The organism is Fibrobacter sp., from assembly GCF_017545445.1.
In the GTDB taxonomy this organism is placed as follows: Bacteria; Fibrobacterota; Fibrobacteria; order Fibrobacterales; family Fibrobacteraceae; genus Fibrobacter.
In genome coordinates this window covers 68,715-84,304 of sequence record NZ_JAFWOM010000118.1, presented here as the reverse complement: position 1 = coordinate 84,304, position 15,590 = coordinate 68,715, and the positions used below count along the sequence as shown (strand labels likewise).

The window sequence follows — 15,590 nt, the reverse complement described above, 5'->3', positions numbered from 1 at the left end:
AGAACGTCGAAAAGTACTGATTTCAGGACTATTAATCGCCCACAGGCCTTATAGAACAAGGGGTAAACATGAAATCGGGTCTCCAAATGACACTTAAATGAAAATGAGGCCTTGTTCAGGTCTCATTTTGACACTTAAGCCTTTTCACGTTATTCCTCGACTTGAATTTTTATACAACGGATTCTTGACGCGTATTTGTTGTGAAGAAATGATTGACCGTAAAAAAAACCACTTTTTTGAGTGTCCACAAGATATTGCAGTGGAATGTTGCTCAATGCGATGGATTCACTACCAGTACTTATGGTAAAGTATGATCCTCCATCAACTAAATCTAATCCGGAGGGAGAAGGTTTTGTGCCTGTAGAATCTTCTTTGACAAGAACGCTTGATATTAAATCTTCGTTGCCGTTGCTCATATCAATGTAATAGAATAAATTAAACCAATCATACTTGGTGGGTAACGTCCATCCTTCGGGGCAATTGTAATTGGGTTTGGGGTACTCCATTGCATCGTAATAAGTGTATTGGCATTTGTTCCTGCTCTCTTCCCATGCCTCGTATGGGTGGCATGCATCAGGATTTTCCTTGAAATGCAAATCTTCGGCAAACCACCATTGCGGACCGGCCTTTATTATTTTATAAACATCTCCATAACGGTTATCTATCATGGTGTCTTGTTTTATTTCATATATATCGCTTTCGTCTTTTTCTATGCAACGGATAAATGCGTAATCGGGTGCATCGTCGCCACTATATTTAAAATACATGGCCCAAGGAAGAATGAATATGTGTGATACAGGTGTTGTCTTAGATACGTCTGTTGTGTATGGTGCATGAATGGTGTACCAATAGGGAATAGAATCCACTTTGATGGCATATTTAATTGTATCTCTGAAAACTACAGGATTGCCGATAATGTTAAAACCGAGACGGTTTGTTCCTGCAACGATAAGAGTGTCTTTATAAAGATTCCATGAACTGTCAAGCAGTGCAGACATCTCGTAATTTTCGAATTCTTCCAATTTCAATGATATTGCTGCTTTTTCAAGGCTTTTCCAATCATCTGAATTAGGTAATCTCCACCCTTCGGGGCAAATGTTTTCTCTAGGCGGGAATATGGGCTCTCTAAAAATATAGTAGTCTTCCCAATACCATTCTTTAGTGATTGTTGGGATGCCCTTGACGCTATAATGGTACATGGGACCCATTGTTTTACAATTTTCACTCTTGTTCTTGTAGCATGCTGTTTTCGTTTCCAAGTATTCGGACGTAAAACGCAGGTTTGCTGCCATCCAGCGTCTGTTGTTAATGATGACTGTCGGGTATTTTTGATTGTCGCGTTTGTCTGTTAATGTTCCTCCATCGACGTATTGGTCCTTGTATGGCCAGCTTTTGTCGAGAACGTATTCTCTTGATATACGAGAACTGGACGAATAAGAACTTGATGAAGATTTACTGGAATTTTTTCTGGAAGAACTTGATTTTACGGGAGATGAATCTTTCCATGAACCCGCGTTGCAAACAAGAACTTTGTCGATTTCTTTTACATAGATTGAGTCCCCATCGTATGAATAATTGCAGTTGGGGAGTGTTTTTACGCTGGAAACTTCTTCGGGCAGTGGCGTGATATCGTAAATGCGATCTGTACCGCAGCTGCTTAGAAAAAAAATTACAGTTCCAGTAAAAAGAAACGATTTAATTTGCTTGTGAGTCATGGTATAAAATTATAAAAAAAAAGAGGGGGTACGGATATTCAAAGTTTGGCTTTTTTTTGTTTTTTTCTATTTTTCTAGAAAAATTCCGCTCGGAGGCGGGAATGACAATTAAGGGGTTTAAAAAATGAAAGAAGTGACCAAATTTTTAAAAGATATCGGAATTGTGAATCCGATTTTACAGAATGTTGTTGAAATTGCAGTTGTTCTAATTGCAATTGTTATCATTTTGGCAATTATTAGGTTTATTCTAAATTTTGCCATTAAGAAAGGTGCCGATGAATCTGTGAAACCGTTGCTTTATTCGCTGTTCTCGTATGCGATTTACATTGTCGGTTTGCTCATGATTCTGCACATTCTTGGCGTGAATACGGCGGGAATTGTGACTGTGATTGGTGCCGCTTCTCTTGCGATTGGCCTTGCGTTGAAGGACACGTTGGGGAATATCGCGTCGGGAATTTTATTGCTGTTCCTCAAGCCGTTCCGTGCATCGGACTACATCGAATGCGGTTCCTTGAAGGGAAAAATTGTGGGCGTGGGGCTTTTCAATACGATTCTGATTTCGCTGGATGGTCTTTATGTTTTTGCTCCGAACAGCATGTTGTGGGGCGCTCCCATTATAAATTACAGCCGCAATCCGAAGCGTCGTTTGGATTTGTCGTTCGGCATTGATTATGCGGATTCGGCGGAAAAGGCCATGGCCGAGATGAAGCAGCTTGTTGAAAATGACTCGGCGGTATTGAAGGACCCGGCTCCGTCGTTTTACGTTTCTTCGTTGGATGATAGCGCTGTTTGCGTGAATATGAGAATTTGGGTCAAGACGTGTGATTATTGGGATATGCGTTGCAAGTATATGAAGCAAGTCAAGGAACGTTTTGACGAAGTCGGTATTTCCATCCCGTTCCCGCAGCGCGTGGTACATATCGTAAAAGAATAGTGGTTTAGACGAAAGGTTAGTAGGAAGTAGACAGTAGGAAGTAGACAGTAGGAAGTAGGAAGTGGTTTGTGGTTAGTAAACAGTGATTAGTGGGAACGTGTCATCCAGGCCCTTCGGCTAGCTCAGGGAAGGATCTTGTGCAAGAAATGATGGATTCTATCGGCCTTTGGCCTCCAGAATGACAAGTAAGAATATTTTGGCTATTAGAATGGGATCGTTATTTAAGGTAATTTTATGAATCATCAGTTAAGCGAAAAGTTGTTTGCAGAAGCAAAGACGCTTATGCCGGGCGGCGTGAATAGCCCTGTTCGTGCGTTTAGCAATGTGGGGGCGACGCCTCCGTTTATCAAGCGCGCGAAGGGCAGCCATATTTACGATGTAGATGGAAACGATTACATTGATTACGTGGGCAGCTGGGGGCCGATGCTCTTGGGCCATGCGCACGATTCTGTAATCAAGGCTGTTGCCGATACGGCTCAGAACGGTCTTAGCTTTGGCGCTCCGTGCGGCTTGGAATCGGAACTCGCGAAGCTTGTGATGTCGCTTGTGCCGAGTGTCGAGATGATCCGCATGGTGAACAGCGGAACCGAAGCGACGATGAGTGCGATTCGTGCGGCTCGAGGTTTCACGGGCCGCGATAAAATCGTGAAATTCGAAGGTTGCTACCATGGCCATAGCGATAGCTTGCTCATCAAGGCTGGCTCGGGTATGCTTACGACAGGCAAGCCGAGCAGCAAGGGCGTGCCTGCGGATTTGGCGAAATACACGATTACGCTCCAGTATAACGATGTGGCTGGGGTTAAGGAACTTTTCGACAAGATTGGTGACGAAATCGCTGGCGTGATTGTAGAACCGGTGGCGGGCAACATGGGCGTGGTGCCGGCGAAGCCCGAGTTCTTGCAGACGCTTTCTGATGAAACTAAAAAGCATGGTGCTTTGCTCATTGTCGATGAAGTCATGACCGGTTTCCGCGTGGGCATCCATTGTGCACAAGGTCTTTATGGCATCAAGCCGGACCTCACGACGTTTGGCAAGATTATCGGCGGTGGCATGCCGGTGGGCGCATACGGCGGTCGTTTGGATGTCATGCAGCAGATTGCTCCACTCGGCGGAATTTACCAAGCAGGTACGCTATCGGGTAATCCGGTCGCGATGGCGGCTGGCCTTGCAACGATGCGTGAACTTTCAACGCATCCAGAACATTATGTGCACGCCGAAGCCATGACGAAACGCTTGATTGCGGGACTCAAGGATGCTGCAACTGAGGCTGGGATTCCGCTTGCGACAAACCAAGTGGGTTCCATGGGCTGTATCTTCTTTACTGAAGGGCCGGTCACGTGCTTTGCCGATGTGCAGAAGTCCGATTTGGAACTGTTCCGCCGTTACTTCCTTGGAATGCTCGACGAAGGATTTTACTTTGCGCCGAGCCAGTTCGAAGCGATTTTCGTGAGTGCCGCTCACACCGAAGACGAAATCGGCCGCACCATTGAAGCCGCAAGACGTGTGTTCAAAAAAATGTAAAAGCAAGTCTGTTGGTAAATGTAAAAGAACCTCTATGGAGGTTCTTTTTTGTTTTGATTTTTATAATGTAAAAAAAAATTATAATTTGTTATTGGATAATTAAGCTGTAATAATGTATATTAAATTATCATTTTGTTATTTTCACAAGGAGAATGGAATGAAAAAATTCGCACTTATCGTTGCTCTTGGTTTTGCTGCAATTCTTACGGCTTGCGGTGATGACGATTCTTCCTCTACATCTGCTGCTGCAGATGGTTGCGTCGTTACTACAACTGACAACTCTGCAACTGCATCGACAACCTTTAGTGGCTATACAAGTACCAGCACTTATACTCTTACCGATACAGGTTTTAGACTGACCTATGGTGGTTATGGTGCTGATCAGATGCCGGCTACGGATTATGATGGTAACTTTACTGTGGCTGATTTGAAGGAAATGGCTGAATCGGTCTGCAAAGCAATGAATTCTGCGGAATAATTTTTTATAGGATTATTTCTTTAAAAAGCACCGTTTCCCGATGGAAATGGTGCTTTTTTTTGATTAGTGTCATTCAGGCTTTTGTGTGATGATGTTTTGTAGTTTTCTTTCGTTTGAATTATGATGTATATTTATTATTATAAATTCTAAAAGGAGTATGCAATGAAAAAAATTATGGTTCTTGTTGCAATTGGAGTTGTGGCTGTTCTTTCTGCATGTTCTGCTGCATCATCGGCAAAAGATATTGTTGCTGGAGCCAGCGATTGCGATGTGTCTAGTACGGAAAATTCCGCAACCGCATCGACGAAGGGCGGTTCAGTCACCTTTACGCAGACTGAAAATGGTTACTCGATAACTTATGGTGGTGCTTTAAGTTTTCTTGAATCAAGAAATGTTGATGTCAAGGTGGGGAAGGACGAACTGCTTGACATGGCCAAAAAATATTGTGCTGAAAACGAGTAAGGTTTATAAAAATGAATGCTAAAAATCCGACTTCATTCGAAGCCGGATTTTTTGAATCTTAAAATGTCCTTTTGACGGGAACATCAATTTTCATTTATTTTTCTTCTGCGATGTTTGCTGTGGCTGTTGTGCTATTAGTGCTTTCCGCAGCGGTTGCGGGATTCGCCTCGGCTGGCTGAGCATCGGTTGCTGTGCTAGTCGAAGCAGCTGGACTGGTCGAAGCGTCGGCGGCATCTTTGTCGCGGATGGTCGCACGGCGAATCTTTCCGCTAATCGTCTTTGGCAGTTCCGTCACAAAGTCAATGATGCGTGGGCTTTTGTAGCTTGCGGCAATGTTTTTTGCAAAAAGCTGGATTTCCTTCGCAAGATCTTTGGAGGCTTCGTAGCCCTTCTGCAAAACGACTGTCGCCTTGACTGCTTGGCCGCGAGACTTGTCTTCGACGCCGGTGACTGCGACTTCCAAAACGGCGGGGTGCTTGTGCAGCACTTCTTCCACTTCGAAGGGGCTGATGCGGTAACCGGAACTCTTGATCAAGTCGTCGGTGCGTCCCACAAACCAGAAGAATCCGTCCTTGTCGCGGTATGCCGTATCGCCAGTGTGATACACTCCGCCTTCAAAGACTTTCTCGGTGCGTTCTGCATCGCGATAGTAACCGCCGAACATGCCAAAAGGCTTACCTTGGTCAATCTTGATGATAAGTTCACCGACCTCTTCAGCCTCGCACGGCTTGCCTTCGGCATTGATGATTTCCATCTGATAGCCCGGAGAGGGTTTGCCGATAGAACCTGGGTGCGGTTCGCTAAAGCCAAAGTTGCCTGTGGTCAGCGTGAGTTCGGTTTGTCCGTAGCCTTCTTGCATGCGGATTCCCGTCTGCTCGAAGAACTTGTTGTAAATGTCCAAGTTCAAAGATTCGCCGGCGGTGGTGCAGTACTGCAAACTCGAAAGGTCGTACTTGCTGAGACCATGCTGTAAAATATAGCGATATACAGTTGGCGGCGCACAGAACGTCGTTACCTTGTATTCGGCCATCTTTTCGAGGAGCTTGCCCGGGATGAACGTGGTCATGTCGTAAGTGAATACGGCACTTCCTGCAATCCACTGCCCGTAAATCTTGCCCCAGAGAGCCTTGGCCCAGCCGGTTTCGGCTACGGTTAAATGGCGGCCTCCATCAACGACATGTTGCCAGTACTTGGCGGTTACAATGTGTCCGAGTGGGTACGTATAAGTGTGTGCCACCATCTTTGGGTTTGAACTCGTGCCACTCGTGAAATAGACAATCATGATGTCGTCGTTGTGCGTTGCATCATCGCCTGTGGGGCGTTCGAATGTCGATGGGAAAAGTTCATAGTCGTCGTAGAAGCTGATCCAGTTCTGGCGAGCGGTCTGGCCGACGGTCACGAGTTTTTCGACCGATTCGCATTTGGATTTTGCCTTATCGACTTCCTTTTGCAGTGCCGGGTCTTCGTACGTTACGACCATCTTGATTTCGGCGGCGTTGAAGCGGTATTCCAAATCTTCGGCGGCGAGCATGTTCGTTGCGGGGATGGCGATTGCGCCAATGCGGTGCAGCGCGAGCAAAAAGAACCAGAATTCGTAGCGGCGGCGGAGAATGAGCATCACGCGGTCGCCTTTTTTGATTCCCTGTTCTACGAGGAAATTCGCAGTGCGCTGGGAGGCTAGCGACAAGTCCTTGAATGTGAAAATATGAGCTTCGTCGTTGTCGTCGCACCAAACGAGGGCTTCGCGCTTGGGTTCTGTTTTTGCATATTCATCGACAACGTCGTATGCAAAATTAAAGTCCTCTGGAATCGAAATTTTGAAATTTTTGTATAAGTCTTCGTAAGAGTCGTAATCGATTCTTGATATGAATTTGTTTAAAAGCATTTGAGTCAAGTTCCCGAAATATTAGTTCCCGAAAATATTACAGGTCTTTGTACATGATTTTTTCACGCATGGTCGAAATGTAACGCACCATGTTCAAAATGCGTTTTTCGCCAATTGTCCTGAAATCCTTGTCATGGAACACCAGTCGATGGACTCCGCCTGGCAAGAACATCTTGAGACAAGCGTAAGTCTGTGCGATTCCAAGGAATGCGGTCGGTAAAATCGAAAAACTTAACGTGCTCGAACGCGTCTTCTTGATGTTCCCTTTCACTTTCTGGTAGATGCCGTGGAAATCTTCATAATAGTCGAAAATCGAAAGGGCCTGTTCTTTGAGGTACTTGTTGCCGAACCAAATCGGCGGGATGAATCCGGAGGGCTTGCCTGTGCCGTGGGCCTTCCACAAGGCGAGGCTGCGTTTGAGGAGTGCTTGCGTGAATCGTTCGTCGATGCCCGCGAACTCCGCTTCGTTGTTTGAAACCAAAAGTGCGAGCTTGCCCGAAATACTGCGTTTCAGCGAAAGGTCTGCACGGTGGCGAGCGCCGTGAAGCATAATTTCATAGCCTTCTTGCACGAACTTTTCAAGCTCTTCGCGGAACTGTTCGGCTTCGGATTCAGGTGCGGCTCCAAATGCAGGAATCACTGCGATGCTGATGGGAGCCCCTGCGGCTTCTGCAAGTTTCCTAATCTGGACGGATGCTTTTTTGAAGTTGTTCACGCTAAAGCTGTGGTAGCAAAGAATAAACTTCTTTTTCTTTTGGAACGTGGCTTCGGCTGCCTGGATGTCGGCGATATCTTTATTCTGTTCCATAAACTACTCCTGTTCCTTGGAGTGAGTGGAAACTTCTTCATCGAGCTTCTGCGTGATGAAAAGATGGTAGAAGAAAAACAGCACGATGCTGCAAATCGAAAACTTTATACATGATTTGAAAAACCATTCAGACATACGGCGCTCCTTCGCGGTTTTGCCCCGCTCCAGCACAATTGCCGACAAGCGGGAACACGCACGACTTAAAGATATAAATTTTTATACGCAAATGCGTGCGTCAGGTGTTTTTCTATCGTTCCGGTACCGTTTTTTCCGTTAAACGATTCTTTTGTATTTGCGAAATCCTTTTGCAATTTCTTCAATGGAAAATTTTTTCTAAGGCTTTTTTTAGTTCTCGCTAGGTATATCTTTATTTTGGGTTAAACGATGTTTGGAGAACTAATATGTTCAGAAAAATCTTATCAATTTCTACTGTTTTGGCATGTGCCGCCTTTGCGCAGCACCCCATAATCACCACAAACTACACAGCCGACCCGGCTCCCTACGTGCACGGAGACACAGTGTATCTCTACACCACCCACGACAACGACAATGCCGATGGGTTCATGATGTACGACTGGCTCCTTTATACTTCTACCGACATGGTGAATTGGACGGACCATGGTGCGGTGGCTTCGCTTGGCGATTTCAAGTGGTACAATTCCGACAACGGCGCTTGGGCGGAACAGGTCATCGAGCGCGATGGCAAGTGGTTCATGTACTGCCCGATTCACGGACACGGAATTTCCGTTCTTGTCGCGGACAATCCCTACGGACCTTTCACGGATCCGCTCAACGGCCAGCTCGTCTGGCAGCGTCAACATTGGAACGATATCGATCCGACCGTTTGGATTGACGACGACGGTCAAGCTTACATGTACTGGGGCAACCCGGAACTCTACATGATCAAGCTGAAAAAAGACATGATCCATACGGAAGGCTCGATTGTGACTTATCCCAAAATCAAGGATTATCAGGAAGGCCCTTGGTTCTACAAACATGGCAAGTATTATTATATGGCGTTTGCCTCCACTTGTTGCTCCGAAGGTATTGGATATGCCATGAGCGATTCGCCGACAGGCCCCTGGACTTACAAGGGCGACATCATGCCGCACTCCCCGAAAAGCCGCGGCAACCATCCGGGAATCATCGATTACAAGGGAAAATCATACGTTTTTGGCCTCAATTACCTGCTTTGGGCGGAATACCAAGCTAAAATCGGGCAAGCTTACAAGCACGCGGAACGCCGCTCCGTTTCTGTTGCTGAAATGCACTACAACGCCGACGGAACTATCCAGAAAATTGACTTCTGGCCCGAAAATGGCGTAGCACAGGTCGAGGATTTCGACCCGTACAAGCGTGTCGAAGCCGAAACCATGTCGTGGAGCGAGGGCCTCAAGACCCGCAAGGGCAAAGAGACCGGCAACATGATTCTCACCAAAATCAATGATGGCGACTACACTAAAATTAGCGGCGTAGAATTCGGTGATGCAGGCGCGGAATCCTTCTCTGCAGCTGTGCTAAGCGTCAAAAAAGCCTCCAGCATCACGCTCCGTCTCGATAAAGTCAATGGTGAAGTCATCGGCAAGGCTGAATTCACCGCAGAAGGTCTCGTGACCGTGCCGCTCACAGGTGCTGTCGGCAAGCACGACGTGTTCTTCGTGTTCACGGGCGACTTTGAAGCCGACTACTGGGAATTTGAAGATAGCAAGACCGCCATTCCGCAAAGCCCCTTCTGCAAGGCTAAACTCACCGACGCTGATGCGAAATGCGAAACGCCTGTCGTGGGCGCAACCATCGAAGGTCCTGCAAACTTCATCGACTTTGAAAATTACGATGTGGGCGGTGCTGGCAAGGCCTACTATGACATGGACACAGAAAACCAAGGCAAAGAATACCGTGAAGACCGCGTGGACATCGTCGCCTTGAAAGACAAATGCGGTGATGGCTATGCCGTAGGCTACACCCAAAAAGGCGAATGGCTAGAATACACTGTGAACGTGCTGGCAAGCGGAGCTCTTCCTTTTACGCTCTCTTACGCTACGGGCTCAGAAAGTTCAGGCGTGCGATTCTTCATGGACAACGAACCCATCACCGACACATTGACTTTGGACGGCACCGGAGATTTTGACTCTTACACGACCTTCAAGGGAAAAACAAAGGAACTTTCCAAAGGCGAGCACGTGTTCAAAGTCTTAATTACAAGCGATTACGTCAACCTTGATTGGATTGCTTTTGGCGCAAGCGAAAAAGGCGCAACAGAAGCGCGTTGCCCGAATATGGGCATAAAGTCAAAATTTGCAATGGCTGGTGTGGTTACGAAAACCGCTGGAGAAATCAAAGTGTTTGACTTGATGGGAAATATGCTCGGAACGTTCCCTCTGAACGGCGGTGCGACAGTCAAGGACCTTAAAAATGGACTCAAAAACGCCGGTTTCCGCGCTGGAGCCTATGTGACCCGAAACGCAGATGGGCATGCCTTTAGAATCAGCCTTGGTAGATAATAAAATGAAATAGACTTGCTTTGGGAGGCTTTTCTATTGTATTATAAGTTTTAAGTGCTGTTGCTTTTCTTCTTCGGGGATGATGTCTTCTAGCTTGCCGGTGTTGATGTTGTAGCGGTATATGAAGGATTCGTTTCTGTGCGACTTGGGACGGTTTTTATTCTTGACTTCGAAAATTAATATGGGATTGTTTTTCATCAAGAAGTAATCTTCAATTTCCATATCGGGAATCTTGACGATTTGAGTTGTTTTCGAATCGATGTCGTACAGGTAGAAATCGCCTTGGTCGTCGTTGTTCAAGTAGCCGTCGTTGTTGCTATCGACCTTGGTTCCCAAAAATGCCAAATAACGTTTTTTCCCGTTGCGGATGTAGTTCAAGTCCCATCCCGTAAAGCGTTCGTCTATAACGCTCCTGTGAATTTTGTTGGCTCCGTTTTCGTAAACGAGGTTCACGAATTGTTCGGTGAAAAGACGTTTGAGCGTTGTCGTATCCGGCATTTTTTTTGGTCTAATCGGCTTGACGGGTTTGTTTTGGCTAGAGCCATCGCTGCTTATTGATGTGGATAATGTTGCCGATTCGGCTTCGTCAAAAACGACTTCATTAACAGTTTGTTCCGAAAATCTAAATCGTTCCGTCCAGTGCTCTGGCTTTTCCATAGTCCTTGCGATGACGGGTACAACGAATTCTTGCTGTTCGGGGTTGAGCACGAACATGCTGTTGTACGAAATGTACTGGGAGTACTCTTGTTTCTCTGCATTCTTTGATGCTTCGGCTTTTGATATGACACCCTTGTTTTGGTCGTATTCCGGATAACTTCTGGGGCGCAGCTCGCATATCATGAAGAATACGGCGAGGCATGCTAAGAGGAATACCGGGACGGAAATGACGGCGAAAGCGATTCGGTTGTATTTTTGAAGTTTAGTCATGTGAATGAATCTACAAAAAGTAAATGCTCCACATCCGTAAAATAATTTTCACTAATAACTAACAACCAACAACTAATTTACTTATATTGTTAAACATGAAGTTCGCGTATTTTCTTTTTGTTGTTTTGCTTTTGTCAGCCTGTGTGCCTCCCACTCATGTGATTCGTATTAATGAATCTCTGCCCAAGAATGCGTCCATTGAAAAAGAATCTGTCGTAGTTTATTATCAACATTGTCCTCAAGGAGATTGCTCTTTAAATGATAAGAACGTCAAAATGAATGATTGGGGCGTAACTGTTAATGAGGACATTCGTCAAATAGAATTTCATCGGTTGGGGCCAAGGGCTACTTGTAATCCTGAAGGAATATTTTGGAAATCACCCCATAACGTTTACTATGTGCTTTGGTATAATGCTGGCGAACCATACCGAGCCATAAAGGGTTATTGTGATGACAAGTCGCAGGATTTTAAAGTCGTTCTTCTTTATGATGGAATAAATAAAGATAAAGAAATTCCTGTTCTTAAAACACAGGATGGATGGGTGGTTGAAGTAAAATGAAATACCTTCTTTTGTTATTGTTGTTGTTCGTTACCTCTTGTGGTGGCTTGTTTGTTGTTGAAAAATATTCAGACAATGTTCCTCCAAGAATAGACATTGAACCTTTTTTTTCTATTCATGGGAGTCTTCCGGAAGGACTGTCTTTCGAGGATTTCCAAGTTGTTGCATATCAAACAACTCCAGTCAGAAAAGTCGTTCCTTATGAATCCAATTTTTTTGAAAAATATAAGTGGAAAAAAAGGGGAATTGAGCTTGATTTGGATAATCCCATTTTATCTTATTCTGTTTATATTGATGAAAAATTTCCTGCGAATGAGATTGTATGGTACAATAAAGGCGTTCCTTATCAAACTTTGAGTATCGAATATACCGAAAAGGATATGGATATCGTTTCAATTAGAGCGTTTTGGAATGGTGAGCAGGAATTGTGCTTGAATAGTTTCTATGGTGGTATTGCCAGACGTATTCATATACACATGCCTGATACCCGCATGCCAGAAGAAGAATGGTTTACTGTGTTTAAAGATAATCCCAAATGTTATGAGACGGAATGAGGGATTATTTTGTGAACTTGTAGCGACCGAGCAAGTCGAAATATCGGGCTTTGGGTGCGATTTTGGCGGGCTTTACTGTTTTGCGGAGGGAGGATGTATTTTTGTGTTCGTTGATGACGAATATTTCGATGTAATTCTCGCCATCATCTTGTTTTAAGGAAAATCCGTTCTCAGTGGGGCTGTATGTAAATGTGTGTAAGAGATTTTGTTGCTCGTCGTATCCATAGCATTTATTGTCATCATTGATGTCTGCGACGTAAAATGTTTTTTCTACTGAAGAAGAATCTGTATTATAGTTGGAATGATTTGTTTCTATAATCGTGTCCTGCTTAAAAATTAATTCTGATAAATCTGTTTCTTCATCTAAAGTATATTTGTGGCTGTAATAATCTGTAGTTATCTTAATAATCAACGTACATGTGTATTTTGTTCTATAGTATTCTTTTAGATGGTGAAACAATGTATCCTGTTTTTTGTAGGTGGAGTCAATATATTCGTAAAAGTCTTTTTGGTTTATAACGGTTTCATTTGTATCTCTATAAAAGAACCAATAAGCGCGATGCGTCGGGTTTTGCTTAAAGTCAACCATCACCTTTTCAATTAGCGATTCGTTATAAAAATATTTTTTCCCTTTCCATCCGGCTGGTGATTGGCTGTAAAAAATGGAGTCTAAGCGTAAATTGCTTTCTTGATCAAAAATTGCGTGTGCTTGAGTATTGAAATATGCTTCTGTGCATGTATTTGCAATAGCAAAAGCACTCAAGGCAAGAATTGTTATGATGGTCAAGAAAAACGTTTTGCTTTTTCCAAGTAATTCCATAATTTTTTTCCATTAAGTTACTTTAAATATATAAAAACACCCCGGAATGTTCCGAGGTGTCTTTCAAAGCTTTTCGGTTCGACAGGCTCACCGACCTTGAAGGTCCCTGCCTGCACTGAGCGTGGCCGAAGTGAGCTTGCCGAAGGGCCGTAAAAATTACAGCTTGTTGTTAGAACCAAGAACGTCAACGATCTTGTGTTCGTACATCTTCTGCATGTTTTCGCGAGCCGGCTTGAGGTACTGGCGCGGGTCGAAGTGTTCCGGATGTTCGTCGAAATACTTACGGATAGCGGCAGTCATGGCGAGACGGCTGTCAGAGTCGATGTTGATCTTGCAAACAGCAGACTTGGAAGCTTCGCGGAGCTGTTCTTCCGGAATACCGACGGCATCCGGGAGCTTGCCACCGTGGGCGTTGATGGTATCGACTTCGTCCTGCGGAACAGAAGAAGAACCGTGGAGCACGATCGGGAAGCCCGGGAGCTTCTTTTCGATGGCGTGGAGCACGTCGAATGCCAGGGGAGGCGGAACGAGCTTGCCAGTCTTCGGGTCGCGAGTGCACTGTTCCGGCTTGAACTTGTAAGCACCGTGGCTGGTACCGATGGAGATAGCGAGGGAGTCGCAGCCCGTACGGGTAGCGAAGTCGATCACTTCTTCCGGCTTGGTGTAGTGGGATTCTTCAGCCTGGACTTCGTCTTCCACACCGGCGAGCACGCCGAGTTCTGCTTCGACGGTCACGTCGTGAGCGTGGGCATATTCAACAACCTTCTTGGTGAGGGCAATGTTGTCTTCGTACGGAAGAGCAGAACCGTCGATCATCACGGAAGAGAAACCGTTGTCGATGCAGTCCTTGCAGAGTTCGAAAGAGTCACCGTGATCGAGGTGGAGCACGATCTGCGGATTGGCGCAGCCGAGTTCCTTGGCGTATTCAACAGCACCCTGAGCCATGTAGCGGAGGATGGTGCCGTTGGCGTAGTTACGGGCACCCTTAGAGACCTGCATGATCACCGGAGACTTCTGCTTGACAGCAGCCTGCACGATAGCCTGCATCTGTTCCATGGTGTTGAAGTTGAAAGCCGGGATAGCGTAGCCACCCTTAACAGCCTTTGCAAACATTTCCCTGGTGTTCACCAGGCCGAGTTCCTTGTAAGAAACTGCCATTTGTTTTACCTCTTGATTTGATTGGCGACTTGCGCCGCCGGTTAAAAGTTACGGGCCTAAATTTAGTAAAAGTTGAGTGCTACGGCAAAATTTTTACTTGCATATTTGGCTCTTAGAGAATATTTTTAGGAGCGGGTGTTGGATTTATGGGGGTCTTATGAATTTTCACAGCCTGTTTTTGATGTCGATTCTGGTCTTGATGCCATTGGCCTATAGCTTTGCCGAGGGCCGTGTTTCTTATACGCTCCACAAGTCCGCGAACCCGACCGATGACGAACTGGATGCTTACAAGCGAATCACGACGGTCATGGATTCCGCTGTCTATATTTATAATAAATACACGAATCTCTCCAAGTACATCAATGTTTATTATTCTCCAGGTGTTCCAACCGCTGAGGCGAGCAGCAACGGCGATTTGCGTTTTGGCAAAGAACGCAGCTACATGTTCGTAGGGACTGCCATGCACGAAATGGCGCATACGATGGGCATGGGCACGACTTCTGAATACAAGGCGATGATAGATGGGGGCGTGTTCAAGGGGAAAAAGGCTCAGGCTCTCCTCAAGGAAATTGACGGCCCGAACGCCGAACTCCACGGCGACAGCCAGCATTTTTGGCCGTACGGTCTAAATTACGCAAGCGAAGTCAAGTCCGAGCAGGACCTCATTAACCATGCACGGATTGTCGAGGCCATGTACCAGGACATTTTCAAGGAAGCATTTTACAAGCAGGGGCGAATCAAGTCTCTTGGCAATTCCAAGTGCATGGGGATAACTGCGGACAATGCTCTGGAACTGATGGATTGCGCCGATTCTGCAACTTTTGTGAGGATTTTCTCGGTGGGCGACAATCCGGTTACTTACCGCATTGAGCTTGGAACGCGAGTCATCGATATTCCGAACGAATCGACGGCGGCGGGTGTGCGTGCAGCGACTTACGGCTACAACGGTGGAGCTCATCAGCGGTACGTGTTCGAAGGGGCTCCGGTGAATACGCCGAATGCGTTATACCTCAAGAATTTCAAGAGTGGCCATTACTTGCAAGCGGTAGGCACTACGGTGGTGCAGAATCCGAAAAAAAATTCAGACGATTTCATTTGGCAGTTGCGAGAGGAAGCTGTTGCCGACACAGGCAAGTCGGATAAGACGCTGTTGAAGCCTTCACGCAAAGTGGTGAACAAGGCGAACACGTCTGTCTCGGACCGTTTCTTCGATTTGCTGGGGCGTAAAGTCGAGACTATTCGCCGAGGGCTGTTTCCGAAACAGTAA

General features: G+C 45.7%; 15 protein-coding genes and 1 pseudogene. 9 read left to right on the top strand and 7 right to left on the bottom strand.

All coding sequences use genetic code 11. The features are described from left to right. Nucleotides 1–149: 149 nt before the first annotated feature. The gene (locus tag IKG78_RS13235) at nt 150–1,715 is read right to left on the bottom strand and encodes an FISUMP domain-containing protein (protein ID WP_290944264.1); all 1,566 of its coding nucleotides are present in this window, start codon (nt 1,713–1,715) and stop codon (nt 150–152) included. 124 nt (nt 1,716–1,839) lie between these two features. On the opposite strand from IKG78_RS13235, the gene IKG78_RS13230 reads away from it, so the two are divergent. The 4 genes from IKG78_RS13230 (at nt 1,840) to IKG78_RS13215 (ending at nt 5,110) form a co-directional block, all read left to right on the top strand. Further along, a complete protein-coding gene (locus tag IKG78_RS13230; protein ID WP_290944262.1) occupies nt 1,840–2,649 on the top strand; it encodes a mechanosensitive ion channel family protein in 810 nt (269 codons plus the stop codon). A gap of 234 nt (nt 2,650–2,883) precedes the next feature. Beyond that, nucleotides 2,884–4,170: a glutamate-1-semialdehyde 2,1-aminomutase gene (gene hemL / locus IKG78_RS13225; RefSeq protein WP_290944260.1), complete on the top strand. Its 1,287-nt coding sequence runs from the start codon at nt 2,884–2,886 to the stop codon at nt 4,168–4,170. A 157-nt stretch (nt 4,171–4,327) separates the two neighbouring features. Further along, complete coding sequence (locus tag IKG78_RS13220) at nt 4,328–4,648, top strand: hypothetical protein (protein WP_290944258.1); 321 nt, start codon at nt 4,328–4,330, stop codon at nt 4,646–4,648. A gap of 162 nt (nt 4,649–4,810) precedes the next feature. Further along, a complete protein-coding gene (locus IKG78_RS13215) occupies nt 4,811–5,110 on the top strand; it encodes a lipoprotein (protein ID WP_290944256.1) in 300 nt (99 codons plus the stop codon). Nucleotides 5,111–5,204: 94 nt separating this feature from the next. Here IKG78_RS13215 and IKG78_RS13210 read toward each other — a convergent pair whose 3' ends face one another. The 3 genes from IKG78_RS13210 to IKG78_RS13200 are packed head-to-tail and all read right to left on the bottom strand — an operon-like array spanning nt 5,205 to nt 7,938. Then, nucleotides 5,205–6,995 (bottom strand): AMP-binding protein, encoded by a 1,791-nt coding sequence (locus tag IKG78_RS13210; protein WP_290944254.1) that lies wholly within the window; start codon nt 6,993–6,995, stop codon nt 5,205–5,207. Nucleotides 6,996–7,032: 37 nt separating this feature from the next. Next, on the bottom strand, nt 7,033–7,803 hold the full coding sequence (locus tag IKG78_RS13205; protein WP_290944252.1) for a polysaccharide deacetylase family protein: 771 nt from the start codon (nt 7,801–7,803) through the stop codon (nt 7,033–7,035). A gap of 3 nt (nt 7,804–7,806) precedes the next feature. Beyond that, complete coding sequence (locus IKG78_RS13200; RefSeq protein ID WP_290944250.1) at nt 7,807–7,938, bottom strand: hypothetical protein; 132 nt, start codon at nt 7,936–7,938, stop codon at nt 7,807–7,809. Nucleotides 7,939–8,204: 266 nt separating this feature from the next. Here IKG78_RS13200 and IKG78_RS20420 point away from each other — a divergent pair. Beyond that, nucleotides 8,205–9,503, top strand: a pseudogene (locus IKG78_RS20420) (family 43 glycosylhydrolase); the annotation flags it as partial. A gap of 165 nt (nt 9,504–9,668) precedes the next feature. Then, nucleotides 9,669–10,304: a carbohydrate-binding protein gene (locus IKG78_RS20415; protein ID WP_366075441.1), complete on the top strand. Its 636-nt coding sequence runs from the start codon at nt 9,669–9,671 to the stop codon at nt 10,302–10,304. A gap of 33 nt (nt 10,305–10,337) precedes the next feature. On the opposite strand, the gene IKG78_RS13190 is transcribed toward IKG78_RS20415, so the two are convergent. Beyond that, on the bottom strand, nt 10,338–11,231 hold the full coding sequence (locus IKG78_RS13190) for a hypothetical protein (protein WP_290944246.1): 894 nt from the start codon (nt 11,229–11,231) through the stop codon (nt 10,338–10,340). Between the two features lie 95 nt (nt 11,232–11,326). Between IKG78_RS13190 and IKG78_RS13185 the strand changes: the two genes are divergently transcribed. Further along, on the top strand, nt 11,327–11,791 hold the full coding sequence (locus tag IKG78_RS13185) for a hypothetical protein (protein ID WP_290944243.1): 465 nt from the start codon (nt 11,327–11,329) through the stop codon (nt 11,789–11,791). Then, nucleotides 11,788–12,345, top strand: coding sequence for a hypothetical protein (locus IKG78_RS13180; protein ID WP_290944241.1), 558 nt, complete (start codon nt 11,788–11,790; stop codon nt 12,343–12,345). The genes IKG78_RS13185 and IKG78_RS13180 overlap by 4 nt, the downstream gene beginning before the upstream one ends. A gap of 4 nt (nt 12,346–12,349) precedes the next feature. Here IKG78_RS13180 and IKG78_RS13175 read toward each other — a convergent pair whose 3' ends face one another. Then, entirely contained in the window at nt 12,350–13,165 is an 816-nt protein-coding gene (locus IKG78_RS13175) for a hypothetical protein (protein ID WP_290944238.1), read from the bottom strand. Nucleotides 13,166–13,321: 156 nt separating this feature from the next. After that, nucleotides 13,322–14,323, bottom strand: a complete 1,002-nt coding sequence (locus IKG78_RS13170; protein WP_290944236.1) for a class II fructose-bisphosphate aldolase — start codon at nt 14,321–14,323, stop codon at nt 13,322–13,324. A gap of 157 nt (nt 14,324–14,480) precedes the next feature. On the opposite strand from IKG78_RS13170, the gene IKG78_RS13165 reads away from it, so the two are divergent. Next, nucleotides 14,481–15,590, top strand: coding sequence for an RICIN domain-containing protein (locus tag IKG78_RS13165; protein ID WP_290944233.1), 1,110 nt, complete (start codon nt 14,481–14,483; stop codon nt 15,588–15,590).

Excerpts from the sequence above, each read along its gene's own strand:
- IKG78_RS13175 (WP_290944238.1), bottom strand. The coding sequence starts at position 13,165 with ATGGAATTACTTGGAAAAAGCAAAACGTTTTTCTTGACCATCATAACA.
- IKG78_RS13170 (WP_290944236.1), bottom strand. The coding sequence starts at position 14,323 with ATGGCAGTTTCTTACAAGGAACTCGGCCTGGTGAACACCAGGGAAATG.
- IKG78_RS13205 (WP_290944252.1), bottom strand. The coding sequence starts at position 7,803 with ATGGAACAGAATAAAGATATCGCCGACATCCAGGCAGCCGAAGCCACG.
- IKG78_RS13215 (WP_290944256.1), top strand. The coding sequence starts at position 4,811 with ATGAAAAAAATTATGGTTCTTGTTGCAATTGGAGTTGTGGCTGTTCTT.
- IKG78_RS13230 (WP_290944262.1), top strand. The coding sequence starts at position 1,840 with ATGAAAGAAGTGACCAAATTTTTAAAAGATATCGGAATTGTGAATCCG.
- IKG78_RS13165 (WP_290944233.1), top strand. The coding sequence starts at position 14,481 with ATGAATTTTCACAGCCTGTTTTTGATGTCGATTCTGGTCTTGATGCCA.
- hemL (WP_290944260.1), top strand. The coding sequence starts at position 2,884 with ATGAATCATCAGTTAAGCGAAAAGTTGTTTGCAGAAGCAAAGACGCTT.
- IKG78_RS13220 (WP_290944258.1), top strand. The coding sequence starts at position 4,328 with ATGAAAAAATTCGCACTTATCGTTGCTCTTGGTTTTGCTGCAATTCTT.
- IKG78_RS13190 (WP_290944246.1), bottom strand. The coding sequence starts at position 11,231 with ATGACTAAACTTCAAAAATACAACCGAATCGCTTTCGCCGTCATTTCC.
- IKG78_RS13200 (WP_290944250.1), bottom strand. The coding sequence starts at position 7,938 with ATGTCTGAATGGTTTTTCAAATCATGTATAAAGTTTTCGATTTGCAGC.
- IKG78_RS13180 (WP_290944241.1), top strand. The coding sequence starts at position 11,788 with ATGAAATACCTTCTTTTGTTATTGTTGTTGTTCGTTACCTCTTGTGGT.
- IKG78_RS13210 (WP_290944254.1), bottom strand. The coding sequence starts at position 6,995 with ATGCTTTTAAACAAATTCATATCAAGAATCGATTACGACTCTTACGAA.
- IKG78_RS13235 (WP_290944264.1), bottom strand. The coding sequence starts at position 1,715 with ATGACTCACAAGCAAATTAAATCGTTTCTTTTTACTGGAACTGTAATT.
- IKG78_RS13185 (WP_290944243.1), top strand. The coding sequence starts at position 11,327 with ATGAAGTTCGCGTATTTTCTTTTTGTTGTTTTGCTTTTGTCAGCCTGT.
- IKG78_RS20415 (WP_366075441.1), top strand. The coding sequence starts at position 9,669 with ATGGACACAGAAAACCAAGGCAAAGAATACCGTGAAGACCGCGTGGAC.